Here is a 25,479-nt window from a genome sequence, read left to right on the forward strand (position 1 = left end):
CACTAATCCTTATGAATATGAAGCCGTATACCAGACGTCATTAATGAGATATTGCAAAGGGCGGATACGTATCCAGTAATTTGAACTCCCCCTGTCAGCAAAAGAGGTCACGACGCCGCCGCCGACACGTTCGTTATTACTGCGCTCCTGATATTCACCCGACGCCCCGAAACGTATGCTCTGAACAAACCAGGAGCGCACCCATGAAGTATCGGCTTTCGCATCACGTTGCGGGATGGTGCAAAAGTTGCCATTTACCCAGGCCTGTACATCCGATACACGCCCGTTAACCCAGGGTTGGGTTGCCATCGTAAAACCGCTACTGCCGTTGGCGTAGTTAATATCCCCGCTCTGGTTATTGAACATCCACCACCCAAACGAACCATTGTCGTTTTTTGCATAGACAACGGGGTTGTTGAAAGCATTGTTGGGCGGGATGTAGAAACCAAAGGAAACACTGGTGGCATAACCCGTTCCTTTCTGGCCGTGTCCTTTAATCATCGGACACCAGGCATCACCACCAGAGGCATAAACATCAGAGGCATTAAACGGCGCGGTCTTATAATTACCCCACTCAGCCCCCCATCCACCTGCCGCCCCTTTGCCGACAAACTGCCCGGAAGAATGGTTAAAAAGTGGGTTGGCTGCCACGCCCTGCATAGAAAGCTGATTGTGCGCATTGTTATAAAGGCGGACGTTGAAGTCATCGGCATCAGAATTAAAATGGAAGTCGATAACCGATGCGCCGCCCGTCAGTTCAATACTTGATGTTTCTAAGCCGCCCCTTGCCCGAAGTGACTTGTCCAGTACAAATTTGCTGCTATCCCACCAACCAATATTCGTATTATTGGCTCGGATAAATGCGCTGCCGTCGCCGTTTGCCAGAAAACCGGTATCATCATCACCAATACAAATAGCGCGTTTGGCGTAGACGTTATTCGCAAACAGGGTGCCAGTCCCCTGCAACGTGGCATCCCCTGCCGAGTTCACATCAAATGACGGTCCTTGCCCGGCTCTCATATGAATAACTTTATCGTCAGAGGCATACACCAGCCCCATTTCCGCGCCTTTAGGATCATAAAACCAGATGTGTTTGTTGCCTGTTCCACGTACATAGATGCCGTTAGCGGCTAATTCAGTTGCACCATTAAAGGCCTTGACACCACCAGGGGAAACAAATGTCCCGCTGCCGCCAAACTGAAAATCAAGATCCCCAACGTGCATTTCAACCTGATTGGCGCCAATCGCAAATGTGCCACCGTTTACCAGAACTCGGCCTGCTGTTACGTCACCCCGTGCGGTCTGAACATCCCGTAAAGCAGCGGTTTTCAATTCCAGATTGCCACGTGCCTGAGCTTTATCTTCCACATCGGAAAGGTTATTGCCTTTTTGCAGGGCGTTAACGATGCGTGGATCATCGCCCGCTGTCACCGTTCCGGCAGTGGCACCCACATCCAGTACCGCAGCCCCTTTCAACCCCAGACTTTTGCGCGCGGCAGGAACGTCCTTCACATCCGATAAGTTTTTATCTTTACGCAGATAATCACGGCCTCCCTGCTGCTCTCCCAAACTGCCCTTTGGGCGTAAATCCGTGATCACGCCATTGGCGTCGATACTGGCCAGCGCAAAAACATAATGCGCGATCCCTGACTGCGTGTAGTTATCCAGTGCCGTGGCCAGAGTTAGTTTGATATCCGTCTGGAAAGCACTGGTTAACGTGCCGTGATAGCTCACATCTGCCCAGACTTTAATGGGTTTGGTTGTTACTGTGATATTGCTGTTAGCCGCAAGGTTTGCACGTAATCCACCGATGTATCCCACGCCCTGCGTCACAAAATACTGATTTCCGGTTTTAGCGACCAAAAAACCATCCCCAAGGAACGCACCCGGACCATAAATATCAATGTTATCCAGGCGCTGACGCTCATCAATGCCCGCCAGACGTGCCGTGAAATCAATCTGCCAGGTTTCTGCCGGTGTGGTGATCTGCGTTTCCGTCGCAGCCCCGTTGTATTCCATCAGGAATGAACGCGTCAGTACGTTACCCTGCTGACCAGATGCATTTTTATATTTGGTCTGAAGTGGCGCATGGATGACCATAGCCAGTGTGCCGGTTGCTTTGTTGATCAGACCAATCCAGTTAAAGGAGAAGTCGCCCACATCGCTACCCAGCGTTACCGAATAGACCACCGCGTTTTCATTCACCAGGCCAGTCATACCTACCGCCTGACGATGCACAATCTGGCCAGCCGGTGGCAACGTTTCGTTGCGGTCAATGGGCAATGAGGGATCAAGCCCTGGCACATTGGCCAGCACAAATTCATCCAGAACAACCGGCTGACTGTTAGCACCCTGCTGCGCTTTCCATCGTTCAAATGCCAGGGTAATGGCGGTCTGTGACATGGTTAATTCTCCAGTTTCGCGCCATAGGTGGCGCTGTCGTTATTGGTGCCGGTAGCCTCAAGGCGTGCCGGATAGCAGATGTATTCCCCGTCAAACCAGCCCGCACGGATAAACAGATCGCTGGTCGTGATAACTTCAAAGCGGTAACGGCGGCAGGTGCGCCCGTACTGGCGGATAATCTCCAGCATCAGTTCCGGGTTATCTGACAGCTGGCTATCCGTCACCCTGACGGTTATCACATCCCAGTCGATGCCTTTCTGGCGTTCCAGCAACTCCACATACCCAATTCCGAGCCGCTGAAAAATACTGATAAAACCGGCCACACTCCCGGCATCACTGGCATTAATAAACGCATACGCCACGCGCTTTCTGAACAGGGTCAGCGGTTCGCCATTAAAGCGAGTGATATCGCGGTCATACGCAATCAGGTTGAGCAAGGATTCCGAGCAGGTCAGTGGATCAAACTGCTTCAGTGGCCATGTGATCCACTCATAAGCCTGAAACCAGAACACCTGCGACGCCTTCAGTAATTTCCCCGGCTCGCCTTTATTCATCCAGAAAGGTAATGCCAGCGAGGCCATCTTTTTCATAAAATCATTCATGTTTCAGGCTCACTGTTAGCGCGTCCAGGCGCGGCACATTCAGTTCACTGACGATATCGCCCAGGGAAAAATGCAGGGAATCGATCACCGCAAACTGACGATGCACCTCACGCCCCAGATTCGAAACGGAAAAGCGCGAGTATGGCCATGTCTTTTTTACGTTGAAATTGCTGTTTTCCCTGAAGGCACAGCGGATCAGATTTTCCACGCCAGCCACCAACCTTGCCTGTTCCTCGTCCGTCATGTTGTCCGGATTCATCACAAACACGTCCACTGCAAGGGTGTGCCGGGTTTCTGGCATCGAAAAACATTGCATATCATCCCCATGGCCATGATGACCTTGCGTGTTGATGTAATGATTTACGGCTTCAATAAACGGCTCAGACGTCACACCACTGTCCAGCAACAAATACGCATTGGCCGTACCAGGTCCACGCGGTGCATCATGCAAAAAGAAAATACGCTCGACACTCAACCCGACAACTCCGGCAATCATGGAGCGGTAAACCGCATCGGTGTGGTAGTTACCCACCAGATTGAACTGATTGCGGCAGCGTTCGCGTAATTCGTCGTCGCTTTCTTCATCGGCTCCCGGCACGGTCAGCCAGTCTTCTTCACTGGCCACATGGCTAATCCCCGTCACTGCAACCGGCAAAATACGGTAATACCCCGGCGCAAGGTTGTATGCTCCACCGGCACCCGTAGCTTTAACGGGCAGCAGGGCATCCGCTGTTCCTGCGGGAATGGTGATGTCTCCCACCGTGACCAGTTCGTAGACTGTGCCGTTAATCCGTTCCGTCTGGATCACTGTCCCGGCGTTCACCGTGACCACAGCCCTGGCATCTTCTTTAAAAAAACGTATCACCCCTTCGGCGGCACTGGCGGGTTTAGCCGTCAGATTCACCGCCCACGCCAACAGTCTCAGCATCTGGCCACTGGCTGTGGCCACAAACATATTGGCCAGCACAGTGGAAACAAGGGCGTCTTTCAGCCACATCACCGGCGCGGTAACAATCGCAGTAATGAGCCGCCAGAACGGTGACATACGGGATGTATTGGTGATCAGCCCTTCCGCTTTGACGATGGCGTTAAATCGGGTACGCACTTCTTCTTCCGTCGTGGGCATCCCGCTTTCTTTCACCACTTCTTCAAAATCAATCTGCGGCTTTTCCGTCATAGCATCACCCCCGCCGAAATCACGCCAAAGGCTTCCGTTTCCGCCGTCACCCAAAGACGCGATCGACTTTCTTCTGAAACTGTCACGGTACCCGGCACAATACGTTCATCCCCTTCCACCAGTAATTCCAGGCGGGTGAAAATATCTGCGCGTAATGTCGGGCTGCGCTCAGCAATTAATTCTGTGGCAAGCCCGCTTTCTAATATTGCGTGAACGATATCCTGCCCAATACTTTGTCGGTTATTGCACAGTTCTGGCTCCTGCCCGGTGTTCAGTAAAAAATCATCATTCTGAATCAGCAGGTCTATATAAAATACTTCACTCATCCATTCAGCTCCTGCCATTCCATTAATTGCCCGGGCGTTAATGTTTCTTTCGGGTAAATATTTACCGTGTCGATTTTTTTGCTGTTATCAGTCACTGAACGGCTGTTGCTGTTTATGGTTTTACTTATGCCACCCTTATCAATGTTTTTAATTTTGTCACCCGTCGATAATGTATTTTGCATAACGACGGGAGAAGGTGGCGATGGTAAGACCGTGTTGTTAATAACAGGCACTGGCGCACCTGCAATTTTGTTATTTATTACAGGAGGTGGAACCCCGCCCAGATTAATTTCCGGAACAGTCGCATTTTGTGCCACCGGTTTACCTGCAACACCGATAACGGGTGAAGTCGGGATACCTTCGGGCAATGGTCTACTGGCCACCTGCTCTACGGTGTTATTTCCTGCCAGCGAAATATCCACCCCTGGAATGTTATTCAGCTTCCCTACAATCCAGTTCCATGATTTAAGAAAGCCACCTTTAATAGTCTCCCAGACGTTATCAAACAGGGTGATAATCCCCGTGGCCATGCCAGCCAGCGCGTCAGAAGGTGAAAAGCCCGTCAGCACCTGAACAAAGCTGTTCCAGCCATCAGTGATAAATTGCCAGGCTGAAGCAAACACTCCGGCCAGCCACTGCACCACACCGGCAACACCCTTAAAAACTGCGGTATCCATCGCCGCCGCTTTGACAGCATCCCAGTGTTTCACCAGTAAATAGCAACCGACTACCAGCGCCGCAATCGCTCCAATAATCAGCAGTACCGGCCAGCTCAGCAGGTTGATACTGATACCTGCAAGCATGGCTGCCATGCGCACGGCCAGTAAGACACCGCGCAGCGTTTTCAGCACAACATTCCAGGCAATTACTGCTTTTTGTGCCAGCCAGATAACCAGGGTATAAGACTTAACGACGGTAACCAGGGCTTTCCAAATGCCCGTAAGCCCCATCATGATGAAAGAAGAAACTCCCATCACAATATTGACTGTCGCCCCCACAGCGGCGAATCCCAGTAAAGCCAGCGTGGCATACCCCACCACGCGGGCAATGTTGGGAAACATCTGCATCCAGCGGGCAAAGGTCTGTCCGATATCGGCCAGACGGTTTAGCAACGGATAAAGAACTGGGATCAGCGTCAAACCAATGACGGTCTGAATGGCCTTGAGGATTTCCACAAAACGATCCCAGGGCTTGACCATCTTTGCTGCCATTTCCTGTGTACGTTTCAGTCCATCAGAACCACCCAGTTCAGTAATATTGCGCTGAAGTAATCCCACGTTGCCATACAGCTGCTTGACCACGGCAGAACTGTCACCAAATGCGGCATCCAGCTCCGCCTGTGCTTTCAGGTTTCCTTCCAGGCTTTTGCCATATTTACCCTGAAGTTTGATCAGCATCTCCGGCATGGAAAGCATTTTCCCGGTGGAATCGGTAAATGACATTCCCAGCTTTTCCGCGCCCTCAATCGCGCCGGTCATAAAGCCTTCATAGGCGCTGCTCGCTTCCGTCCCCAGGGTGCGCTGAAGCTGCCCCAGCACCGCCAGCTGTTCATCCAGCCCGATACCGTAGTTAGAACCCACACCGCGAGCACCTTCCATCAGGTCTTTGATAGTGGCCATTTCCGTGCCAAACGTCTGGCGCATGTAAGCCATTTTCCCGGCCAGTTGCTCAGCAAAAGGCACTTTGCCCAGCGCATCCGCTTCACGCCTGAAATTACCGAACATCTGCCCCATAAATTCACTGGCTTCTGCTGCGGTGGATTTCATGGCAAACGCCAGTGTATTGGCGACTGTCGTGACCTTTGGCAGCTCATCACGACTCAGCCCGGCAATGGAGGCGTTAATGTCTTTGGTTGAATTAACAAACTCCACGGCACTGGCACCGTATGTGGTACTGAAGCGTAGTGCGTCACGTTGTACAGATTCTAACGCTGTGTTATCGATTCCCCGCGCTGACGCCTCACTCAGCGCGTCATACATTTCAATAGCCGGTGACAACGCCCCTTTTACCGTCTGGCCAACACCCCACAATGCCAGCGCACCACCACCCATCCGGGTAAAGGCTTCTTTTGAGGCATCAGCAAAACCCGTCACGCTGCCCTGCGCCTGTTTTAACGGGCGGGTCAGTTTGTCGATAAGGCTTAATGTAAATTCAAGCTGTTTCATTCAGCGCCTTTAAATGCTGTGCCAATACCGCTGGCAATGGCCACACGCATATATTCCCAGAAACGATTATCCAGCCAGACGGCAGCGGCAATATCATCCGTATTATCTTCACCACGGGGTAAATAATGACGACGTAGAATTAAATATTGCTCAAGGGCGTTGTTATCAATTGCGCGAACCCGCGCCGTTAGTTTTTTACTTCAATTTCCAGATCAGGTGCATAAATTTCATTGACCTTACCGGCCAACTGAATGGCAGCACCCGGACGGGTTAATACTTCCGTCAGTGCTTCTTTGGTTTCTGCCGTCACAATACGCATCAGATAATTGTGCGCAGGGGCAACTTTGTTATCCATGGCCATTTCGTTAATAAATTTATTATATGCCGACTGATTAGGCTCAAAACAAATATCAGCACCTGCAACAGATAATTTAATCTTTTCCATTTAATAAACTCTCTCTTAAATTAATTTCATCAACCAGCTGGTTATGCCGTGCAGCACACTGGCCATAAATATCTAAATAAATAATTAACAGGTCTGCCGCACTACTTCCCTGATTGCCCGTCAGGCGTGGCAGTTGCACGGGGCATTTTGTTTTCAGGTTTTCCTGATAACGCACGTTCGACTTTGGCGGCGGCATCGTTGTACATGCTGACAAACTCAGCAGACAGACAAACATTGGTAAAGACCGGTTTAACCAGCTCCGTGCGGATTTCCCGTGGTGGCGCGTTACGGATCTCATCCAGTTTTCCTTCCAGTTCTCTTGCTGACTGACTGGCGGCGGCCTCCAGTTTTTTGCCGGTGGCAGTGGCACTTTTTTCAATCACCAGCTCCAGGCTGTCCCGCTGCCAGATAGCGACTTTCCAGCCTGCCAGAAAGGCCAGCACAAGCGCCGCTATTGCCAGCACGGTGGCGCGATTCATCAGCGCACCCCGTTATGTTCCAGGCTGAAATGATTGCCGTCCGGGTTGGTTTTAAAGCGCCCACCCCAACTGCCACCCAGGGATTCCCAGTATTCACCCAGCGGCAGATAATCTTCCGTGCGGGTTTTGTACTGGCCATTAACAAACAGATTAAAATCCACGGCCAGACGCTGGGTGTGAAGGCTGTTTGAAATGCCGCTGCCCTTCTTCGCATTCAGCGCTGCCTGTTCCGGGGTGCGGTAAACCTCACCGAATGTCAGACGCAAACCACGTTCATCAGCCCATAAAATCAGCTGTGCAATTTTCACAGCAAGCAGTTGCTGCTTTTCGCTCAGTGTCATGGTGTTTCGCTCCCGTTACTTTTCCCGGCTGCGTGGCGACGCAACCACATTTCAACCGCCTAATAACCGGCAATGCCCAGCGCAGCCCCCACGCCATTAATGGCTACCGGGGAAATATCAGGGAACTGAATCAATAACCCACCCGCCGCCAGCGATACCGCCGATCCCAGAATCATGCGCCCGACAAACAGACGCAGCGTGATAGGCTCATTGCTGGTCAGTACCTTCCCGATGGCAATCAGCGCACCAATCACAATCAGGGTATAAAGGCTTTTTTCGTGCTCCTGCATCTGACTCCCTTACCCAACCAAGTTTGCCGTGGCTTCTGCTTCCAGATACGGAATACCGTTAATTTTTACGAACTCCGGACTGGTCACGAAGTATTTAATTTTGTGCGTGGTAATGCTGCCGCCCTTCGGTTCAACATCCAGAATGTTATTGAGTTGCAGCTTGCAGCCGAACGCCTCCACTTTCATTTCTTCATTGCCCGCTTTGGCATAGAAAAGAAAATCCTGTGGCTCCACTCCACGCCATGAACCAGCACGGCGAGCCAGACCGGTGACAATGGCCAGCGCTTTCGTGCTCAGTTCAATCTCCCCTTCAGCAGCAACGTCGCCATCAACGTGGCCATCCGGCACACCACGTGTCTGCGCGGCAGCACTGTTATCGGTGATATCCAGGCTGATTTTTTCAACGTGGATCAGCTGACCACCCATATGGGTATCAAACGACATACCCGAAATTCGTTTTGTCATGCGCTCGCCTCCAGGCTGGCATCCAGTAACAGGCTGATAGTGATTTGCAGCGGTACTTCATAGGTGCGTACCACAATGTAAATCTCCACCGCCTTTTTGCTTTTCCAGACAATCGACACATCCCCATCCTGTGGAGACTTCACCTCCCCCGGAAACGTCACGCCGTTAATGGCCGAACTCACTGACATTTCACGCAACGGCTTTGCAAACAGCTGCTCATGCGCGGCGATACTGGAAGGCGTACTGTTCAGCGAACGGTCTGCAATATGCGCAATGGCCAGCAGACGAACGCGACGAGCGGCTTTATCCGCAATACGCAGCGTTTCAATGCTCTGATAGTCACCGCCTTCCACATCCAGTGTGCGCCCATCTGACCAGTACAGACCGTCATAATCCGGGTACCACATCGGGACGCTAAAGCGTTGTGCTTCCAGAGCCTGAAGCGTTGCCAGCGAGAGCGGCACGTTCATCCCGTCCTGTGGTGTTTCGTCACTGCCCATACTGATAAGCGCCCCGGTTTTCACCCGCGCCGGACTGTCTGCAATGGTGACGGCGCGACTGCACAAGCGTCCGGCCAGCACTCCCGCTTCGTTACCCCACAAGCGCGGTACCAACTGCACCGCCTTTTCAGCAATGCCATCCTGAAGCGTGGACAAACGTGTCAGATAACCCGCCTGGCCTTCTTCATCCTGCATTCCCTGAACTGCGAGGATGAACCACACCCAGCGTCCAAAGCGGGCGATAAGATTTGCCCGAAGCGTGACGGCCTGATTAATGGTGGTCTTTGCGGTGATATCATCTGACAGCACCACCCCTTCTACCGAACAGGAAAGCTGTGCGGCCAGCACCACATCCACCCACGCATCCGGCGCACTTTCAGCCGCCAGCACATGCACAAAGCCCCACCAGTTCTGGCCAGCGTTTGCCAGGGCTGCAAGCACATCACTTTTTAACGGGCTTTCATCCTCACCCAGCAGTGCATCAAAATCACTCTGGGCATTCACGGCCAGCGTTTTGCCCACATTCACGGTACCCGTCCCGATAAACAGCACAGTGCGTTCCACTTCGTTGGTTTCGCCCAGCAACTGGTTAATCTGGTTTACTGTCACATTTGGCCAGGTCATGCCCCACCCCTTATGTCCTGTGCGTTGACGTCCCAGCCAAAGCCGATGGCCTGAAGCTGTCGCGCTAGCGCTTTATTAAAATCGTCGTCACTCATACCGAGGAACTCACGCGCCGGAAGGTCAACTGTCCAGCTTGTTTTCACCACCTTCCCGCTTAGCTTTCTGATCAATAACCCGGCCTGACTGTATGGCATGGTGTCCATCAACTGCCGGTACGTGGGCTTTTTCATCCGCTTGCCCTTGCGCACCTGATAACCCAGAGCGCGGAGTTTTTTGGCCTGTTTTAATGTGGCCATCCGCCCTGTCTGAACACTGGCGGATTTCTCGCTGCGACTTACCCGCACCCGCATGCCGTTTTGCTGTGAGTACCCCACCGTGCCAGCCGGTACCGGTTTTTCACCGTTGCGGTACCCTCCACCCTGCAAATACACCCGCACGGCCTGAATTTCTGGCATCTCGCGGATATGAAGCAACTTTGGCAGGTTGCGCAGCATCTTCCCTTTGCGCCCGGTGTTACGGGCTGCCCATGCCTGACCATCCGGGCTTTGCTGGTTTCGGACATTACGCTTTGCGGCAGCAATCAATCCGTATTTAGCCAACCGCCAGATCAGGCGCTGGCGCTTTTTCGGTGGCAAATCCAGACCTGCCAGCGTTTCACGCAGCGCGGCCAGTTGCTTTTTGTTCAGCTCCCCGCCCGCAAACATCAGTCAGCCCCTACCGGTGCACCGGTTTCATCCACGCCGTAAATCTGTGCGGTTATCGCTGTCCAGATTTCAGGCTCAACCAGTGACCAGCGTTTTCCGTTCCATGGAATTGCGCCTTTTGCATCAGGTTTAATCACCAGTTCTTCGGCCATTGGCACGGTCAAAACAATGGTGGCCGTTTCTTCCGACTCCACCGAAACATCCCAGTCCGGCTCAGCATCGGTTAACCCGATTTCGTCCAGCAACGCCCGGTCAGCATCATCCAGCCACGCCGCCAGCAACGACATCAGCAGCTGTGGCGGGCAAAGGCGGAACGGGAAGCGCTGCCAGCTCAGTAGCGCGTCATAACGAATCACCGCCTGGCGGTACTGTTCCAGCCCTAAATCTTTGGCAGCCGGAATAAACTGCATCTCATCCACGACGCTGGAAAATTCCGCCATTGCCCGCGCGGGTACGTTGTTCTTAAAAAATGCCGTCAGTGATTCAAGTTGCGTCTGGCTCATACCATTTTCACCGTTGCCCGTTTCAGCCCTTTCATGCGTCGGATCACTACCGAGGCTTCCGCCAGCAGTCCAGCGCGCGTTTCCGTGCTTTCCTGCCCCGGATGGGTTTCACGCTGTCCAATAGTGGCAAACTCACCCAGCAGATCGGCTTTTGCCCTGGCAAATACCGCTTTGGTGTACTGCGCACATAACGCGTTAAGCCCTGACATTTTTACGCCGGGTACTGCTGCCGCTGATTCATACCCTTTTGCCCGCTGCTGATACTCCACGCTTTCCAGCTCCGCATTCACTTCCGCCACGGCAACAATCAATGCCTGGGCGATGGTGTCTGCATCAATATCCGCAGGGATGGTTCGCTGGCTCTGGAAGTCCTTTAAGTTCAGATCTGGCCAGAATCCGTTGTTCTCCAGCGGCTCATCCTGAAAATCTATCGGTGTTCCGCTAAACATTTATCCCCCGAAAAAGGTGGGCTGACCGGCATCCATGGCGCATTACGCTTATGCGTTCTGCCCTCCGCCGCGCCCACCCGGCTGTCGGTAGTCGTTGTTATTCTTTGGTCAGTGCGCGAAGCCGGGCGGCAATGGTTTTGCGCACGGTACCCACGCCCACTTTTTTATAGAACCCTTCCGCACTGGCCAGCAGGGCATCGGCTTTCTGAAGTGTTTCCACATCATCCACCGCTGCGGCCACAGGTCGCCCGCTGTCGTCTCGCAGAAGCAGCAAACCGGCAAACTTGAACCATTTGGCGGTCACCTCCTCATGCAGACGCCATTTACTGGCAACATTTTCAAAGGTGCGTGAAAAATACGGCTCCACACTTTCACCCGCCTCAGCGGTACCCGTCGCCCAGTCCAGCATCGTATCCGCCACAAACGTGGGGAAATTACTGCGGAATGCCTCCGGCGTGGGTTGCTGTTGTTCAATGGCGATATCAGCCCATTCCAGCGCCTGGTCAAACTCCCCCACATCAAACAGCCACACGATGCACCAGGCTAAAATCGGGTTAGCGTGAACGTTGCCCCCCTTCAGATAATCCTCCGCAGTCGGCAGCCAGCGTGGTAGCAACACATCACGTTTAAAGGTGATACGGTCTGCCATGGTTGGCTGATTCGTTACCCGTTGCACATCGTCATTGAGCGCCCTGACCTGTACATGCAGACTGTCAGCACTGGCCACAGACAATTGCCGCTTCAGTTGCTGCTCCATCTCAACGCGCCGGTTATGACGCTGGGCGGGTGAAAGTGACATTTATCAGCCCTCTGCCGGTTCCGTGATTTTGCCGATGGTCACCGCCGCTTCGTCGATAGCGGCATACACTTCCGGCACTTCAACCGCGTAACCTTCATTGCGCAGATATTTGTTTTCGTACTGTTTACGATCTTCAACAAACTCCGCTTTACGCTGGCGGGTATTACGCTGGGTGTAGATATGCAGGTTGCTCAGTGGCGTAACCACCATGCGTTTACCTGGCATAAATGGCGGTACGATGGCCGGACGTCCTGCAATGGTATTCCCCAGCATTTGCGCGGCGATTTTTTCAGTCGGACGGTCTGCGGCCTGGTAAAGTCGGTATTGCTCAGCAGCCACCAGATCGGCACCGACCAACACCACCAGACGCGGGTCATTACGGAACTGTTGCGGAATTTTGCTGTTGATAAGGTCGGATGCCATGGCATCCAGCGAGTGATAATCACCGGCATCATCCAGGGTGATGGCATCGGTAATAATCTGCTTGCCGTCATTGAAGGTTTTCATACGGGCATGCCAGCCAATATTCACATCTTCGCCGTTCGGGTTGGCCACCGGGTCAGTGGTCGGTGCAACGGTTTTGCCATTAAAGCCAATCCGCAGCATATCCAGCGCAAATGCCTGGTTAGAAAACGCCTGTACCAGCTGGAAAAATTCCTCTTCACTGCCCGCATTAGCCCAGATAGACAGCAGATCCCAGCGCAGTGCGGCACAGGAATCCGTTTCAACCAGCTTGTAATCATTGCCGTCCACGCCAACACGACGAATAAAACGCCCGTCAGCATTACGCCCGGTGTGAAGTGCAGATGCGCCAACGGAAACAACCTGGCCACTCAGCTGGTCTACATCGGCACAGGTGATCAGGCTCAGAAATTCAACCGACTCCAGCAGCGCACCACGCAGTGATGTTTCCTGGGGATCAGTCAGTTTGAATGCGCGGGACGGGTTAGTGACGCCGTAATGCCCTGCCAGACCAGCAGAGTAAGCATCAATAAATTCCAGCGCACGGTGATTAAGTTGCATAAATTCCCCTCGCGTTAACGCGAAATAGATTAATCAGAATCAAATAAATTTCGGGCTGATACTTAATCAGAGAAACTTAAATTTTTTGTCTTTGCCGGAATTGTCTTTATTAGCAAATTTACGCGCCGGGATTTCAGTCACTTTTTTATCCAGCTTGCCAAAATTAGCCACAATGGTTCCGACGTTATCACGCAGCTTTGCAAAATCCTCGGTATCCACGACACCGGCAATGGTTTCCACATCACCTTCCACACCTGCCATTTTTGTTTCAATGGCTGAAAGGCGCGATTCAATTTCATTGACCGCATTGGCCAATACCTGCAATTTATCTTCTTCGCCTGGAACTTCTTCTGTTTCTTCTTCAGCGAATTTTTTTGGTTGAATACCAAACCAGCTCTGCCAGTCTTTTTTCATTTCCATTTCCTGTGTAATAGTTCCGGCTCGGGTAATAGTGCATCCGTAATAACCGGGTTTAACGTTTTTGCGTTTGCTAAAACGCAGTCGTGTTGTTCCCACGCTGGCCGGTGTATCCGTGACCGCCAGCCCTTCCAGATAATGCCGTCCCGTTCCACGCCAGTTTCCATTTGGCGTAAGCTCAACAGAAAAGAAAATCATTTGCCCGTAACGGTTGGCTTCCAGCAGATAAGCATTGGGACAAAGCTGGACATAAAGCCTGACCAGTCCGTCATCCCCTTCCTGATACATCGCGGTAAGGACTTCGCCAAAATTACCGTAATCCTTACAATGTTCAGGCCAGATAAGCGCACCATATAATTCGGCGTCATATAATTGAGCAGCATCAATTAACCACTGCCGTTCTAATACCCTGCCGTCTACTGTATCTCCTTCGGTAGCAACACAAAGCCATTCAGTGCGTAATTGCGACATTCATTTTCCTGATTGCTTGTTGTGTTCCAGCAAATGAATTATTGCGGAATTACTTTCGCTACGCACCCGCATTAATTCTTCTCAGTTCGGATATAACGCCTTTATCGAATAAGTACGAATTACACCCGTAAATATAAATAACTGACGCGGGCATAATAAAGGCTATGGCTAAATACTCTGAAGAACTTAAAGGCGTTGCGCGTGCTCTCTATTTACGCAGAAGCACACCAAAAGAAATCGCCGCTGATTTAAATCTGCCGAATGTGCGGATCATTTACTACTGGGCGGAAAAACACAGCTGGGCGGATTTGCTCAGCCATGAAAGTACCGAGGAGGCCATTGAACGCCGTTACCAGCTGCTTGCCGGACGTGACGGGAAAAGCGACCTTGATTTAAAAGAAATGGATTTGCTGATTGCCCACGCCACAAAATTACGTGCGCAGTCCAACAAGCACAAAGAAATGCTGGCGAAGGAAAAAGGCAGTGGCGCAGCTGCGGCGCGTGGAGAGCAGGACGACCAGCCGAAAAAGCGCAAATACCGCAAAAATGATATCGACGGGCTGACAAAAGAAGATTTTGACGCCTGGGCAGATGAGCATCTTTTCGGGTACCAGAAACACCTGCGCCTGAATCTTGCCCGACAGGTGAGAAACATCCTCAAAAGCCGCCAGATTGGGGCGACCTGGTACTTTGCTTTTGAGGCATTTGAAAATGCCGTGCTGACCGGCGATCCGCAAATATTCCTTTCCGCATCCCGCGCCCAGGCGGAGGTGTTCCGTTCTTATATCGTCAACATTGCAGAGCAGTATTTTGGCGTAACGCTTACCGGCAACCCTATCCGCTTATCAAACGGTGCGGAGTTACGTTTCTTATCGACCAACAAAAATACAGCCCAGTCCTACAGTGGCCATTTGTATTGTGACGAATATTTTTGGGTACCGAACTTTGCCCGCCTGAATGAAGTGGCCAGCGCCATGGCCACCCATGACAAATGGCGCACCACCTACTTTTCCACCCCTTCGGCCAAAACACACCAGGGCTATCCGTTCTGGACAGGCGAGGAATGGAAACAGGGAAGCAAGAAACGCGGCACCGTGAAATTCCCGGACTTTGACGAGCTGCGCGACGGCGGGCGTTTATGCCCGGATGGCCAGTGGCGTTACGTCATTACGATGGAAGATGCCATTGCCGGTGGCTTTAATCTGGCCAGCATCGACAAACTGCGCAACCGCTACAACGTTGACACATTCAACATGCTTTATATGTGCGTGTTTGTGGACAGCAAGGATTCCGTTTTCAGCTTTGCCGATCTGGAAGCCTGTGGCGTGGATGTGGAAATGTGGCAAGACCATCACCCCGGCAAAGCGCGCCCCTTTGGAAACCGACCAGTGTGGGGCGGGTTTGACCCGGCACGTTCAGGTGATTTGTCCTGCTTTGTCATCATCGCCCCACCCCAGCACGACGGCGAGAAGTTCCGCGTACTGCGGATTTTTAACTGGCAGGGGATGAATTTTCGCTGGCAAGCCAAGGAAATCAAAAAGCTGTTTGAACAGTACAACTTCACTTACCTGGGTGTTGACGTCACCGGCATTGGACAGGGTGTTTTCGACAACATCCAGCACTTTGCCCTGCGCGTGGCCGTGGCGATTCGCTATGACCGCAACACGAAAAACCAGCTGGTTTTAAAGGCTTCCGATGTGGTCGGCAGCCAGCGCATTGAATGGGATAAAGACCAGAAAGAAATTCCGGCCAGTTTTATGGCCATCAGGCATACCACCACGCAAAGCGGTAATGCCATGACCTTCGTTGCTGACCGCAGCCCTGAAACCGGCCACGCAGAAGCATTCTGGGCAATCACTCATGCCCTGCATAACGAACCGCTTAACTACGAAAATAAACCACAGTCCCGCTGGAGGCTGAAGAAAGCAGCATGAAAAAATACAACAAACGCACCGCAAAGCGCATCGACAAAGACCAGCCCGCTAAAAAAATGAGCGTATTACGGTTCGGCAAACCCGAACCCGTGCTGACCACTGGCACCGATTACCACGATATCTGGTACGACAGCAACGCAGACCATTACACCCTGCCAATTGACCGGTTAGCGCTGGCGCAGCTGATTAACCTTAACGGCCAGCATGGCGGCATTATCCATGCCCGCAAAAACATGATCACCTCTGATTACCAGCATGGCGGGCTGAATCATGACGATCTGGAAGCCGGAGTGTTTGATTTTCTGACCTTCGGTGATGTGGCCATTCTGAAAGTGCGTAACGGCTGGGGAGAAGTGGCTTCTCTTGTGCCGCTGCCTGGGCTGTACATGCGGATGCGTAAAACGGGGGAATTTGTGGTTCTACAGGATGGTGAACCCCTGGTGTACAGCCCGGACGATATCGTTTTTATCAAGATGTACGACCCGCAACAGCATATCTATGGGTTGCCGGATTACATCGGTGGGATTCATTCCGCGCTGCTCAACAGCGAAGCTGTGATTTTCCGCCGCCGCTACTACCACAACGGGGCGCACACTGGCGGGATTCTCTATACCCGTGACCCTAGCATGACGGATGAAATGGAAGAAGAAATTGAACGCAACCTGGCTGACAGCAAGGGTATCGGTAACTTCTCTACCATTCTGGTGAACATCCCGAACGGCGACCCGGAAGGCGTTAAATTTATTCAGATGGGGGATATTTCTGCCAAGGATGAATTTGCCAACATTAAGAATATCAGCGCCCAGGATGTTCTTAACGCCCACCGCTTCCCGGCAGGGCTTGCGGGCATCGTTCCGCAAAATACTGCGGGACTGGGCGACCCGGAAAAAGCCCGAAACACCTACCGCAAAGATGAAGTGTTACCCGTGCAGCGCCGCCTGATGGCCGCTATCAGTAATGACCCTGAAATCCCGGCACATTTACACCTGGTATTTGCAGCAGAAACAACGGATAAGGGTGCAGCATGAGGCGAAACAGGCTAAAATCCAGGCATGTTTTAACAGCTGGAGCATGGAATATGCGTGTTTTAAAAATAGAATGTCCGGAGTGCGGCTCTAAAGCTGTTATTCGCAAAACGAACCGCAAACACCGCCAGATTGCAGATATTTACTGCGCCTGTGCTGATGTGGAATGCGGGCATACTTTTGTTATGAATCTGACTTTTTCGCACACCCTCAGTCCAAGCGCTAAAACCGGCGATATTCTGGTACAAAAGCTACTCAGCACAATGTCACCGGAACAGCGGCAAATGGCTTTTGATTTACTGAAAACCGCCCCCGCCGCATGATTCAAAGCCACCTCTGACCGGTGGCTTGTTCATTTCTGAAACAACCCCCTGTCTAATTTCTTCAGCCATTTCAGCAATCCAAATTAATGCCACCTGGCGCTCCCTGGAGCTACTATCGTCAACGCATGCGAATTTCGCCAGTAGCTCAATTCGTTCTAATACCGCTGACTGCTCTAACAAATCCATCTTGCCTCCACCTTTAAAAGCACTGTATGCACATACAGTATATAGTGATAAATTCCTTTTAAAACAATTTTTTCCATTTTCTTGATGTTTGCATGCTGTGTTAATCCACACTTGGAGAGCATCTTAAACTGGATGCTTTATGAGCACGTAATACACATAACACACCGGGAAAGAGGCAACCATCCAACGAAGTTTTCAATAACTTTGTTTAGTTGTAGGCGACATAAAAAAGATTGTAGGATTAGGACATAACCACTTTTGAAGGAAGGATTTTTTCTTATGTTTGGTTCAAAACTTGCGACTAAGATGTGGGAAACAGCTGCGGAAAAAGGCATTGGAGGACTTTTTAAGCCTTGGCAGATGCGCCGTGAGGGGAATACTAGCATTGAGCTAAAAAGAAAAGAAATGCTTATCATTGCCCAAACAGAAAAGGATATTGAGGGCATTAAAAAAGGTGAAGTCATCGTATCTTTGACTGATATAAACAATCCTAAGTTGATATCTATGAAGGATCCCGATTCTTTTCATTTTGATGACAAAAAAGAACCTCATCTAGACATTAAATCATTAATGCTCAATGCAAATAACTACAGCATCGCAAACGAAATACAAAAAGAGATAAATGTTACAAAAGCATTATATATAGCCGAAGACATACTTTCGCTTGACCAGTCTGACCCACTAGATGATGAAATTGAAGCGGACTGGCTTATCCGTTGGAGAGACAGTGCCGCTACAACAAGTTCAGAGCATCTTCAACAGCTTTGGGGAAGGGTTCTGGCTGGTGAAATAAAATCACCGGGCCACTATTCCTTAAGAACTTTAGAATTTATTAAAAACCTGACTCAACGAGAAGCTAAAGATATTGAGAAATTATTCTCACATTCATTCATAAACTTAATAATTAAAAGTGACGGTCTCGAAAAAAGCTTTGATGATGAAGTTATAGCAAATGAACTAAACTATACTTTTCTTTCGGAGATGCAATCTCTTGGGTTAATTAGTGGCTTTGAGTCTTTAGGAGTACAGACAACCTTCATTTCAAAATCGGAAGATTTATTCATACAACATTTCATTTATAATGAAAAGGTCATGACTGTCACAAATGATAATGCACAAAAAAAGCTCGAAATTTCAGTATTTCTGTTCACGCCTCTCGCAGTCGAGTTAAGTTCATTATGCAAAATATTAATAAATTCACATTATTTGAACTTCGTAATTAAATATATTAAAGGGAAAGGATTTAAAGTTACCATTGGTGATTTAACCACGGATGAAAATGGACAGAAATTCTCATCCAATAATGTAGAGGTTTAAACCTTGTGCCCATTAACAGCTATGCTTAATGGGCAACTATATTGGTATCAAATTTCGATTAAAAAACCAGCTGAATAATCATTATTCAAGACCATCCCGGCCATTGCTCCTTCAAAGGTTCATTTTTCCTCTCGTTTAACCTCCCGTTTCTGTAAACCAGGGAGTTACCACAACCAAGCGCCAGCCCACTCCCTCGGATTAGGATGGCCAATTCACTATCAGTGGCCTCAAAACCCCTTCGATTTAGCTCCAGTGTTAACCGCCTCCGGGTTCCCTCCGTACAGTTATTGACAGAACTCCAAGGGGCGGCGTTGCCGCCAGAAAAACCAGCCTCCGCTGACGCTTCGGCCAACTTCGGCACCTTCTCCCACTTAACCAGACGAGTAACGATTTCAGAATCAGGGATCAAAGGTGAATAGATACCCTGGACGCGCTGAATATCTTCAGCGTATTCATTGCCCTGCTCTGTGATTTCATAGGCGAGGCGAACAACCAAATCTTTACGCGAGACTAGCGCCCCGCCCTGCGCTTGTGTGTATGACGCCCAGCATCCAACATCAGCTGCGGCCAGCACGGCATCCATTCGCTGATCGGCTAACCGCTGATCACCAAGACGGCGTAACTCACGCCACACCGTAACCGGAGCGCCACCGATTTGCTGAAACTGACGAATACGCCAGCGGGATGCCCAAGCAGAAACGGCCTTAGCCATATCCCGCAAGCTCTCACCTGTTTCACCGTCTTTTTCTCCATCGAGTGCATAACCGTCGATATTTTTGGAAATGTATTTAGCGATGTAGCCAGTGGCTGAACCTTTAGCGGGATCGATAGGCTCAACGTGAAAACGCGCCTTTAGCGCGTGGAGGGATTGCAGTTCTTCAGAGTCAGCAATGCGGGAGTAATAACAAAGGATGTCACGCACAGCGTCCACATCCTGTGGGCGCATGAACAGCAACATATGCCAGTGCGGGGTACCGTCATGATGCGGCTCTACTACCCGAAAACCGAACACATGAATACCGGCACGGGAAAGTGCTGCGCGAGCCTTTGCCCAGACTCCGCATAAATACTTCTGCGTGTCGCGGGGATTGCTCCCGTTCCACTGAGACACGAAACCGCCCTTGCTGTGTACCGCGTGATAACGGGATGGTGCCGTGATGGTGTAGAACTCTCCGGCCAGTTGCTGCTCATTGGCCAGGTCTTCAAATCCGCGCATTCTTGTCATTAATTCAGAGCGACGGATTGCAGGGTTAGACACGCTTTTATAGACCATATCGGCCAGCGCGATCCGTTCCCCCATATCGTTAATCAGGTCGAACTTTTTAAAAAACTCCGCATTGCGTTTCTTCTGCTCCAGCCACTCACCCAGTGCGCCACGTGAAACGTATGCACTGGCCGCTTTTTGCACCTGCCCCACTGCAATGGCCAGATGTTCACGCTGAACATCACGCATGCGTTTCAGTCGGCCATACCACCACTCTGGAGCCATCATACGCAGCAAGCCAGATTCCGCTTTGCGCGTATCCAGCTCGTCTTCATTAGACTGATATTCTGCCCAATATGGCGGCTTGTTGCCCAGCATCATGCACAGTTCGCAAAGGTGTTCGTAACTCAGCAAAGTTCGGCGGTGCATTTCCGCAGCGTCCTTAGTTGCCCCTTCAATTGCGGTTTCGGTAAATGCGTAAAACGACTCAGCCAGCCACATGGAAACCCTTGTGGCCAGCTTTTTGATTTCGAATCGGTCCAGAGCGGGCAAACGTTGCAGTGTTTTGCCAAACGGAAGATCGTCAACGTCAACCGGCAGCTTGTAGCGAGCCATGACATTGCGCAGACGTGGCAATACATTCTGGCCGATAGTCTGGCGTAAAAATGTATTGGCACGGCGACGTCCGCCACGAGGGGCGTTAAACAGTTTTTCATAACGCTGGCCAAAATACCCGGCTAACCAGTCGGGTATTTCGTGAATGTACTCTTTGCGAAAATCATGATCGGCAGGGTTAACCGTCCACAGCTTACGCTCTGTCAGAGTCACATCTTTTGGGATACCTGGCGCAAAGGTTTCACGCCGCCATTCATTGACGGCGTGATAGTTGCCCATAGTGAGAGTTGATTCACTCACCGCTATTTACCCACTTGATCCAGGTATCACCAATCAGGCAAAAGAGGCTGCCCAGCAGTATTAAAGGCCAGATAACAGCCTGAAAAACCGTAGAGCAATAATCCCCAAAATCAGCATCTTTATTGCTTATTCGCTTTTCATGCCATGTAAAGTAAACAAAGCAGATAACCGCAGCCACAATGTAGAAAGTGGAAACTAACAGCTCGATATCAGACATGAGCATTCTCCCCACTAACGGCAAGCAATTCACCAACAGAGGAATCACTGCCCTTTGCTGCGCCAATACTGCGCGGAGCTGTTAGCGTGTGCCGCGTGAAATGGGAATAAAGATTGTGCGCTTCATGGGTATCGCTATTTGAAGCAACAACAGAAATATCCGCAGATAGCTGATGGAGCAAGCTGGCCAGCCGAAGCTGATCATCTTGTGTGAAACCATCGGTGTGGTACTGAGTAAAGTTCGCCGTTGGGTTTACCGGGATGTACGGTGGATCGCAATATACGACATCACCAGGGCGTACCAGTTGCAGGGTTTCTTCAAAGCTGGCGCAGATGAACGTAGCCCGCTTTGCCTTCTCTGCAAAAGCGCGGATCTCCACTTCAGGGAAATATGGCTTTTTATAGCAGCCATAAGGCACGTTGAAATGCCCGCGCTGGTTGTAGCGGCAAATACCACCATAACAATGGCGATTAAGGTAGAGGAACATCGCTGCGCGCCACTGCCACTCCGGTTCAATATTAAAACTTGCGCGCAGTTTGTAGTAAGCGACCTCTTCGTTAGAAAGCTCAAAAAAGCGCCGGGCATCCTGTATGAATTGCTCTTTATCCATCTGGATATACTGGTAAAGGTGAATCAAATCAGGATTCACATCAGCAATCAGATACTCTTCATAATCTGTGTTCATCATGACAGCACAGGAACCGGCAAACGGCTCAACAAGGCGCTTGCCCTTGGGTAAATGCGGAAGCAACTGCGGCATGAGGCGAGCTTTGCTCCCGACCCATTTCAATGGTGTTTTTACTGCCATGCTGCACCGCCTTTGCTGCTCAGACTTTCAGATTCCTGGCGGATCAGCTCAATGATTTCATTGGCACTCAGGCCGTAATTAGCTGCATGGGTAGCCAGCTTATCCAGGCGAGTTGAACAGAGATCAGCGGCAGCTTTCTTACCGTCGTTGGTTGCTTGCTTCAGCAACTGCGGCAACCCAACACCGTGGGCGGTTGGTATGTCCTGGCGAACCATTTTCATGTTTAAAACTCCAAATTTAGGCAAGACGAATCCCCGGCCAACGAATGAAGGCCGTAGGGTTGTAGGGATTAATTAAGGGTTAGTGGAGCGCTGCGGGTGCCGGTTCTGGGGTAAATCGGACATTAAGCGCTGGCAGTTGATGGACGGGAAAACTCATGTCCCACCAACGGTGCAACATCAGTACGAACTGGCTTTGCCCCAACATGCCAGCCATGACATTCAATGACTGAATTGCCCCCAGCGCTTGTGCCTGGTCTGCGGCCACTTCAGCTTCACGGTAGACACGACACCAGAAAGCGGCATAAGCAGCCAGCCACTGGTGCGGGTTATTCAAATGTTGAGTGTCGTTAAACTGGAATGCTGTCAGTTCAACGGTGCGGCCAGTGTCATTATTTTTGGCCAGAAATTTATGTACATAATTAGGAGCAACTCCCCAATCGCGCATATCTGCCAACAGGCCTTCCCTTTCTACTGCAATGGCTTTCATTTTTCGTCCCTCAGTGATTACGCGTAATAGCGCCGGTTTTAAGTTTGTTGCGGGCTTCCAATACAGCCTGAATAACTAAGGAAGCCTGTTCTGGCTTACTGACTTCAGCAACAACCACCGGCAAAACTGGCTGTACAAAATCCAGATCACTTATCGATCCAAAAGCATTGGCAAGCGCTCGTAAACGCTGTATTCCTCGCTTTAGCTGCCGTAACTCGCGATTATTAAAATCTTTCCAGTCATACGGGCAGAAACGCGCACTTAGCCCGGCTGAATGAAGAATTACACCACGCTGGCGTTGGTTCATTCCCTCCCACGCTTTACGCGCTTTACTGTGATGTTCAGTAATTAACTGGCGGCACACGGCCAGCCAGTGGTTATGATCTTTCATAGTGCATACCCCCACACCAGGTTGTTGTTCCTAAAACAGTTGCCATTTGTCTTGCCAATAAAAAATTGCATAATTGGCTATCTCAGACTCATGACTACACACCGGAAAATAAAATGCTCAACGATGCAGAAAGAGAACGAATCAAAGATCTTGAAAACACCATTCATCAACTTCGTGAAGAACTGAATATTCAGCGAATTGTCATTACTGGCCTGATTGCCCGCCTCTACACCCCCGAGGGAGATCAGATTGAGAAATTCACTGTTGGGCTGCGAAATGCAGTAACTAAAAAATGTTACAGCACAACTAAGCAGCAAGATTACTTCCATAAAATTCAGAAATTGATTGATGCCTCCCAAGCGTAAGAACCTTTTTAGCTACATAAAGCCAGAGGTGATTGTTTTGACTGAGTAAGCTCTTTAACTTGCTCACCCCGAAACCTCTGGCCGTCTTTCAGCGTAAAAAAATAACTTCCATCTCCAATAACAGACGGATAGCAAAAAGCGATTTCACTTTCATCCAGAACGAATTTCTCCCCTTGATGCTGAAATATGTAAGTAATCGTATTATTCACTTCGCCCCCCGAATCCACCTGGCCATACACCATGTTGATGATCGCCGTGCCACACTGCTGGCGTTAAATTTGAATTTTGTTGCAGGGTTCCACAGTTGGCCATTCGGTAACTCAATCCACCCGTGACCATGCGCATTAAGCTGTGGTGTTGGTGATTGGTTTTTCAGGTAGGCAACAAAAGGCTTGTTGTGCATGGTTTTCCCTCACATCAGGCCAGTGGCGTTGCTTGTCACAAGATCGACAGCAGCGGCCAGCACGGGAGCGGATTGAAAACGGGCTTCGACGGTATAAACCAGCATCGAAAGATTTCTGATTGCATCGTTTGCCCGGTCAAGGATTGCGTTTTTACGCGAGGCGGTCATTTTCTCCGTTAATACAGCTTCCCCAGCAATCGCGCCCATACTTGCGGTGGCAGTGAGTGCGCATATCTGCATGCTGTTTTCTGTGGCGTTGTTTACTGGCACTGAAGGCAGACAGTTAATCTGCGCCAGCAAGCCATCCAGCAAGCGGGCATCTTCGGTAAAATCAGTAATGGCCAGCAATTCATCCACAGTCATACGGTGCGGCTGGTCTGGATTTAGCTTGTTACGCAGAACCTGGGGACGCATAGCCAAAGCCAGCGCAATTTCTTCCAGGTTGTTAGCTTGCGCAAATGCTCGGCAAGCTGCATCAAAATGGGAATGTTTGGAGGTCTGATAATCAAACATTGTTCGTGCCACCCTAATTGATACGATTAATTACGCATTAAGCGAAATATCACACTCGCTTAAGGCCATAACGGTAAGCGCGGCCATGTTCACTTCAACTAGGCCTTTCTTTTGCTTACCCTTCGGCTTAATAGGCAACTTCCCGTATTCGATCAGGTTTCTGGCGGTTTCTTTGTTGGTACCAGTGCGGCGGCAATACTCTTCTAATGGTAGGTAAGGCTCTGGGATGACAATTGTAATGTTGGGGCGCATAAGGCAAACTCCGTTAGTTAACCTGTACGGCAATACAGGTTTATGTCAGTTGATATTCGTATAAAACTACAACAACGGAGAGGTTATATCGCAAAATGCGACAATGCAAATTGTTTTTTCGCATTTTACGACAAACCGTACACGCAATGAGCAAATTTATCTTTGAGCAGATCGGACATAGCAGCGAAGTCCTAGACCGAATCATTGAAGCTTACGGATTCACATCAAAATTGATGCTTGCGGATCACTTCGACATGGCCTCTAGCAGCTTGGCTGGACGATATAAGCGAGGTGGCTTCCCCGCCGATATGGTGGTTCGATGTGTAGCTGAAACAGGAGCAAACCTTGAATGGCTTGCAACTGGTACAGGACGAAAGTTTGACGATGAGGAATTGGATATTCTCAAAGTTCCCCGCCGCAAAATTGTTGATGGGCAGCTCTATGAAGCAGGGATGGTCATGCTGGATAAAGTCACCTTTTTACCAGGTAAACCGTTACCTCAGAACCCGATCTGGGTAATTGACGGTAATGCTCAATACGTAATAGAGCAGCTTTTCACAGAAGTTTATGACGATGAATGGCTTGTAGAGATTGAAGGAAAAACCAGTATCCGGACTCTAACTCGTATTCCTGTAAAAAAAGTTCGGGTCAGCGGCGTAGGCATGGCTTTTGATTGTGGTATTGACGACATCAAGGTTATTGGCCGTGTAGTTTTGACCATAAATTAGGTTTTGA

General features: G+C 50.4%; 36 protein-coding genes. 6 read left to right on the forward strand and 30 right to left on the reverse strand.

The genetic code is table 11. From position 1 onward, the window contains the following. Window positions 1–9 precede the first annotated feature (9 nt). From BSPA111_RS22660 to BSPA111_RS09710, 19 genes are all read right to left on the reverse strand, one after another. Window positions 10–2,403, reverse strand: coding sequence for a phage tail protein (locus BSPA111_RS22660; protein ID WP_183270947.1), 2,394 nt, complete (start codon window positions 2,401–2,403; stop codon window positions 10–12). 2 nt (window positions 2,404–2,405) lie between these two features. Next, entirely contained in the window at window positions 2,406–3,005 is a 600-nt protein-coding gene (locus tag BSPA111_RS09635; RefSeq protein WP_183270948.1) for a hypothetical protein, read from the reverse strand. Beyond that, window positions 2,998–4,182, reverse strand: coding sequence for a baseplate J/gp47 family protein (locus BSPA111_RS09640; RefSeq protein WP_183270950.1), 1,185 nt, complete (start codon window positions 4,180–4,182; stop codon window positions 2,998–3,000). Before BSPA111_RS09640 ends, BSPA111_RS09635 begins: the two co-directional genes overlap by 8 nt. Further along, a complete protein-coding gene (locus tag BSPA111_RS09645; protein ID WP_183270952.1) occupies window positions 4,179–4,508 on the reverse strand; it encodes a DUF2590 family protein in 330 nt (109 codons plus the stop codon). The genes BSPA111_RS09640 and BSPA111_RS09645 overlap by 4 nt, the downstream gene beginning before the upstream one ends. Beyond that, entirely contained in the window at window positions 4,505–6,673 is a 2,169-nt protein-coding gene (locus BSPA111_RS09650) for a phage tail tape measure protein (RefSeq protein ID WP_183270953.1), read from the reverse strand. Before BSPA111_RS09650 ends, BSPA111_RS09645 begins: the two co-directional genes overlap by 4 nt. Continuing rightward, the gene (locus tag BSPA111_RS22820; RefSeq protein WP_373925635.1) at window positions 6,670–6,843 is read right to left on the reverse strand and encodes a hypothetical protein; all 174 of its coding nucleotides are present in this window, start codon (window positions 6,841–6,843) and stop codon (window positions 6,670–6,672) included. Before BSPA111_RS22820 ends, BSPA111_RS09650 begins: the two co-directional genes overlap by 4 nt. A 17-nt stretch (window positions 6,844–6,860) precedes the next feature. Further along, window positions 6,861–7,118 carry a putative phage tail assembly chaperone gene (locus tag BSPA111_RS09655; protein ID WP_183270954.1) on the reverse strand — a complete coding sequence of 86 codons (258 nt, stop codon included), beginning with the start codon at window positions 7,116–7,118 and terminating at the stop codon, window positions 6,861–6,863. Then, window positions 7,105–7,293 carry a hypothetical protein gene (locus tag BSPA111_RS22665; protein WP_255459256.1) on the reverse strand — a complete coding sequence of 63 codons (189 nt, stop codon included), beginning with the start codon at window positions 7,291–7,293 and terminating at the stop codon, window positions 7,105–7,107. Before BSPA111_RS22665 ends, BSPA111_RS09655 begins: the two co-directional genes overlap by 14 nt. Further along, on the reverse strand, window positions 7,220–7,597 hold the full coding sequence (locus tag BSPA111_RS09660) for a hypothetical protein (RefSeq protein WP_183270955.1): 378 nt from the start codon (window positions 7,595–7,597) through the stop codon (window positions 7,220–7,222). Before BSPA111_RS09660 ends, BSPA111_RS22665 begins: the two co-directional genes overlap by 74 nt. Continuing rightward, entirely contained in the window at window positions 7,597–7,938 is a 342-nt protein-coding gene (locus BSPA111_RS09665) for a M15 family metallopeptidase (protein WP_183270956.1), read from the reverse strand. Before BSPA111_RS09665 ends, BSPA111_RS09660 begins: the two co-directional genes overlap by 1 nt. A gap of 59 nt (window positions 7,939–7,997) precedes the next feature. Continuing rightward, a complete protein-coding gene (locus BSPA111_RS09670; protein WP_183270957.1) occupies window positions 7,998–8,228 on the reverse strand; it encodes a phage holin family protein in 231 nt (76 codons plus the stop codon). 9 nt (window positions 8,229–8,237) lie between these two features. Next, window positions 8,238–8,693 carry a phage protein gene (locus BSPA111_RS09675; protein ID WP_183270958.1) on the reverse strand — a complete coding sequence of 152 codons (456 nt, stop codon included), beginning with the start codon at window positions 8,691–8,693 and terminating at the stop codon, window positions 8,238–8,240. Next, window positions 8,690–9,817 (reverse strand): DUF2586 domain-containing protein, encoded by a 1,128-nt coding sequence (locus tag BSPA111_RS09680; protein ID WP_183270959.1) that lies wholly within the window; start codon window positions 9,815–9,817, stop codon window positions 8,690–8,692. Before BSPA111_RS09680 ends, BSPA111_RS09675 begins: the two co-directional genes overlap by 4 nt. Continuing rightward, entirely contained in the window at window positions 9,814–10,521 is a 708-nt protein-coding gene (locus tag BSPA111_RS09685) for a hypothetical protein (protein WP_183270960.1), read from the reverse strand. The genes BSPA111_RS09680 and BSPA111_RS09685 overlap by 4 nt, the downstream gene beginning before the upstream one ends. Continuing rightward, a complete protein-coding gene (locus BSPA111_RS09690; protein WP_183270961.1) occupies window positions 10,521–11,024 on the reverse strand; it encodes a phage tail protein in 504 nt (167 codons plus the stop codon). Before BSPA111_RS09690 ends, BSPA111_RS09685 begins: the two co-directional genes overlap by 1 nt. Next, on the reverse strand, window positions 11,021–11,473 hold the full coding sequence (locus BSPA111_RS09695) for a head completion/stabilization protein (RefSeq protein ID WP_183270962.1): 453 nt from the start codon (window positions 11,471–11,473) through the stop codon (window positions 11,021–11,023). Before BSPA111_RS09695 ends, BSPA111_RS09690 begins: the two co-directional genes overlap by 4 nt. A 97-nt stretch (window positions 11,474–11,570) precedes the next feature. Beyond that, on the reverse strand, window positions 11,571–12,272 hold the full coding sequence (gpM, locus tag BSPA111_RS09700) for a phage terminase small subunit (protein ID WP_183270963.1): 702 nt from the start codon (window positions 12,270–12,272) through the stop codon (window positions 11,571–11,573). A 3-nt stretch (window positions 12,273–12,275) separates the two neighbouring features. Continuing rightward, a complete protein-coding gene (locus BSPA111_RS09705; RefSeq protein WP_183270964.1) occupies window positions 12,276–13,295 on the reverse strand; it encodes a phage major capsid protein, P2 family in 1,020 nt (339 codons plus the stop codon). Window positions 13,296–13,361: 66 nt separating this feature from the next. After that, entirely contained in the window at window positions 13,362–14,183 is an 822-nt protein-coding gene (locus BSPA111_RS09710; protein WP_183270965.1) for a GPO family capsid scaffolding protein, read from the reverse strand. 164 nt (window positions 14,184–14,347) lie between these two features. Between BSPA111_RS09710 and BSPA111_RS09715 the strand changes: the two genes are divergently transcribed. Genes BSPA111_RS09715 through BSPA111_RS09725 form a run of 3 tightly spaced genes read left to right on the forward strand, consistent with a single transcriptional unit; the run spans window position 14,348 to window position 17,465 of the window. Then, window positions 14,348–16,117, forward strand: coding sequence for a terminase large subunit domain-containing protein (locus BSPA111_RS09715; protein ID WP_183270966.1), 1,770 nt, complete (start codon window positions 14,348–14,350; stop codon window positions 16,115–16,117). After that, the gene (locus BSPA111_RS09720) at window positions 16,114–17,145 is read left to right on the forward strand and encodes a phage portal protein (RefSeq protein WP_183270967.1); all 1,032 of its coding nucleotides are present in this window, start codon (window positions 16,114–16,116) and stop codon (window positions 17,143–17,145) included. The genes BSPA111_RS09715 and BSPA111_RS09720 overlap by 4 nt, the downstream gene beginning before the upstream one ends. Further along, on the forward strand, window positions 17,142–17,465 hold the full coding sequence (locus tag BSPA111_RS09725; RefSeq protein WP_183270968.1) for an ogr/Delta-like zinc finger family protein: 324 nt from the start codon (window positions 17,142–17,144) through the stop codon (window positions 17,463–17,465). The genes BSPA111_RS09720 and BSPA111_RS09725 overlap by 4 nt, the downstream gene beginning before the upstream one ends. Here BSPA111_RS09725 and BSPA111_RS09730 read toward each other — a convergent pair. Next, window positions 17,439–17,651 carry a hypothetical protein gene (locus tag BSPA111_RS09730; protein WP_183270969.1) on the reverse strand — a complete coding sequence of 71 codons (213 nt, stop codon included), beginning with the start codon at window positions 17,649–17,651 and terminating at the stop codon, window positions 17,439–17,441. The genes BSPA111_RS09725 and BSPA111_RS09730 overlap by 27 nt on opposite strands. Window positions 17,652–17,930: 279 nt before the next feature. On the opposite strand from BSPA111_RS09730, the gene BSPA111_RS09735 reads away from it, so the two are divergent. Further along, on the forward strand, window positions 17,931–18,968 hold the full coding sequence (locus BSPA111_RS09735; RefSeq protein WP_183270970.1) for a DUF2806 domain-containing protein: 1,038 nt from the start codon (window positions 17,931–17,933) through the stop codon (window positions 18,966–18,968). Between the two features lie 85 nt (window positions 18,969–19,053). On the opposite strand, the gene BSPA111_RS09740 is transcribed toward BSPA111_RS09735, so the two are convergent. The 6 genes from BSPA111_RS09740 to BSPA111_RS09765 form a co-directional block, all read right to left on the reverse strand. Further along, window positions 19,054–21,066 carry a replication endonuclease gene (locus BSPA111_RS09740; RefSeq protein ID WP_183271428.1) on the reverse strand — a complete coding sequence of 671 codons (2,013 nt, stop codon included), beginning with the start codon at window positions 21,064–21,066 and terminating at the stop codon, window positions 19,054–19,056. Between the two features lie 13 nt (window positions 21,067–21,079). Beyond that, window positions 21,080–21,304 carry a hypothetical protein gene (locus BSPA111_RS09745; RefSeq protein ID WP_183270971.1) on the reverse strand — a complete coding sequence of 75 codons (225 nt, stop codon included), beginning with the start codon at window positions 21,302–21,304 and terminating at the stop codon, window positions 21,080–21,082. Then, the gene (locus tag BSPA111_RS09750) at window positions 21,297–22,112 is read right to left on the reverse strand and encodes a Dam family site-specific DNA-(adenine-N6)-methyltransferase (RefSeq protein ID WP_183270972.1); all 816 of its coding nucleotides are present in this window, start codon (window positions 22,110–22,112) and stop codon (window positions 21,297–21,299) included. Before BSPA111_RS09750 ends, BSPA111_RS09745 begins: the two co-directional genes overlap by 8 nt. Beyond that, window positions 22,103–22,333 carry a DUF2732 family protein gene (locus BSPA111_RS09755; protein WP_183270973.1) on the reverse strand — a complete coding sequence of 77 codons (231 nt, stop codon included), beginning with the start codon at window positions 22,331–22,333 and terminating at the stop codon, window positions 22,103–22,105. Before BSPA111_RS09755 ends, BSPA111_RS09750 begins: the two co-directional genes overlap by 10 nt. 79 nt (window positions 22,334–22,412) lie before the next feature. Next, window positions 22,413–22,820, reverse strand: a complete 408-nt coding sequence (locus BSPA111_RS09760; RefSeq protein ID WP_183270974.1) for a hypothetical protein — start codon at window positions 22,818–22,820, stop codon at window positions 22,413–22,415. Window positions 22,821–22,830: 10 nt separating this feature from the next. Beyond that, window positions 22,831–23,211: a hypothetical protein gene (locus BSPA111_RS09765; protein ID WP_183270975.1), complete on the reverse strand. Its 381-nt coding sequence runs from the start codon at window positions 23,209–23,211 to the stop codon at window positions 22,831–22,833. 113 nt (window positions 23,212–23,324) lie between these two features. Between BSPA111_RS09765 and BSPA111_RS09770 the strand changes: the two genes are divergently transcribed. Next, on the forward strand, window positions 23,325–23,576 hold the full coding sequence (locus tag BSPA111_RS09770) for a hypothetical protein (RefSeq protein ID WP_183270976.1): 252 nt from the start codon (window positions 23,325–23,327) through the stop codon (window positions 23,574–23,576). Window positions 23,577–23,584: 8 nt separating this feature from the next. Here the strand turns inward: BSPA111_RS09770 and BSPA111_RS09775 are convergent, their stop codons facing one another. Genes BSPA111_RS09775 through BSPA111_RS09790 form a run of 4 tightly spaced genes read right to left on the reverse strand, consistent with a single transcriptional unit; the run spans window position 23,585 to window position 24,744 of the window. After that, on the reverse strand, window positions 23,585–23,785 hold the full coding sequence (locus BSPA111_RS09775) for a hypothetical protein (RefSeq protein ID WP_255459257.1): 201 nt from the start codon (window positions 23,783–23,785) through the stop codon (window positions 23,585–23,587). Beyond that, a complete protein-coding gene (locus BSPA111_RS09780) occupies window positions 23,782–23,979 on the reverse strand; it encodes a phage filamentation protein Fil family protein (RefSeq protein ID WP_183270978.1) in 198 nt (65 codons plus the stop codon). The genes BSPA111_RS09775 and BSPA111_RS09780 overlap by 4 nt, the downstream gene beginning before the upstream one ends. A 9-nt stretch (window positions 23,980–23,988) precedes the next feature. Continuing rightward, window positions 23,989–24,492: a phage regulatory CII family protein gene (locus tag BSPA111_RS09785; RefSeq protein WP_183270979.1), complete on the reverse strand. Its 504-nt coding sequence runs from the start codon at window positions 24,490–24,492 to the stop codon at window positions 23,989–23,991. Between the two features lie 30 nt (window positions 24,493–24,522). Further along, window positions 24,523–24,744 carry a regulator gene (locus tag BSPA111_RS09790; RefSeq protein WP_183270980.1) on the reverse strand — a complete coding sequence of 74 codons (222 nt, stop codon included), beginning with the start codon at window positions 24,742–24,744 and terminating at the stop codon, window positions 24,523–24,525. A 146-nt stretch (window positions 24,745–24,890) separates the two neighbouring features. On the opposite strand from BSPA111_RS09790, the gene BSPA111_RS09795 reads away from it, so the two are divergent. Beyond that, the gene (locus BSPA111_RS09795) at window positions 24,891–25,472 is read left to right on the forward strand and encodes a phage repressor protein CI (protein ID WP_183270981.1); all 582 of its coding nucleotides are present in this window, start codon (window positions 24,891–24,893) and stop codon (window positions 25,470–25,472) included. Window positions 25,473–25,479 lie beyond the last annotated feature (7 nt).

The sequence above is a fragment of the Buttiauxella sp. A111 genome (assembly GCF_014189855.1).
Classification (GTDB): Bacteria; Pseudomonadota; Gammaproteobacteria; order Enterobacterales; family Enterobacteriaceae; genus Buttiauxella; species Buttiauxella selenatireducens.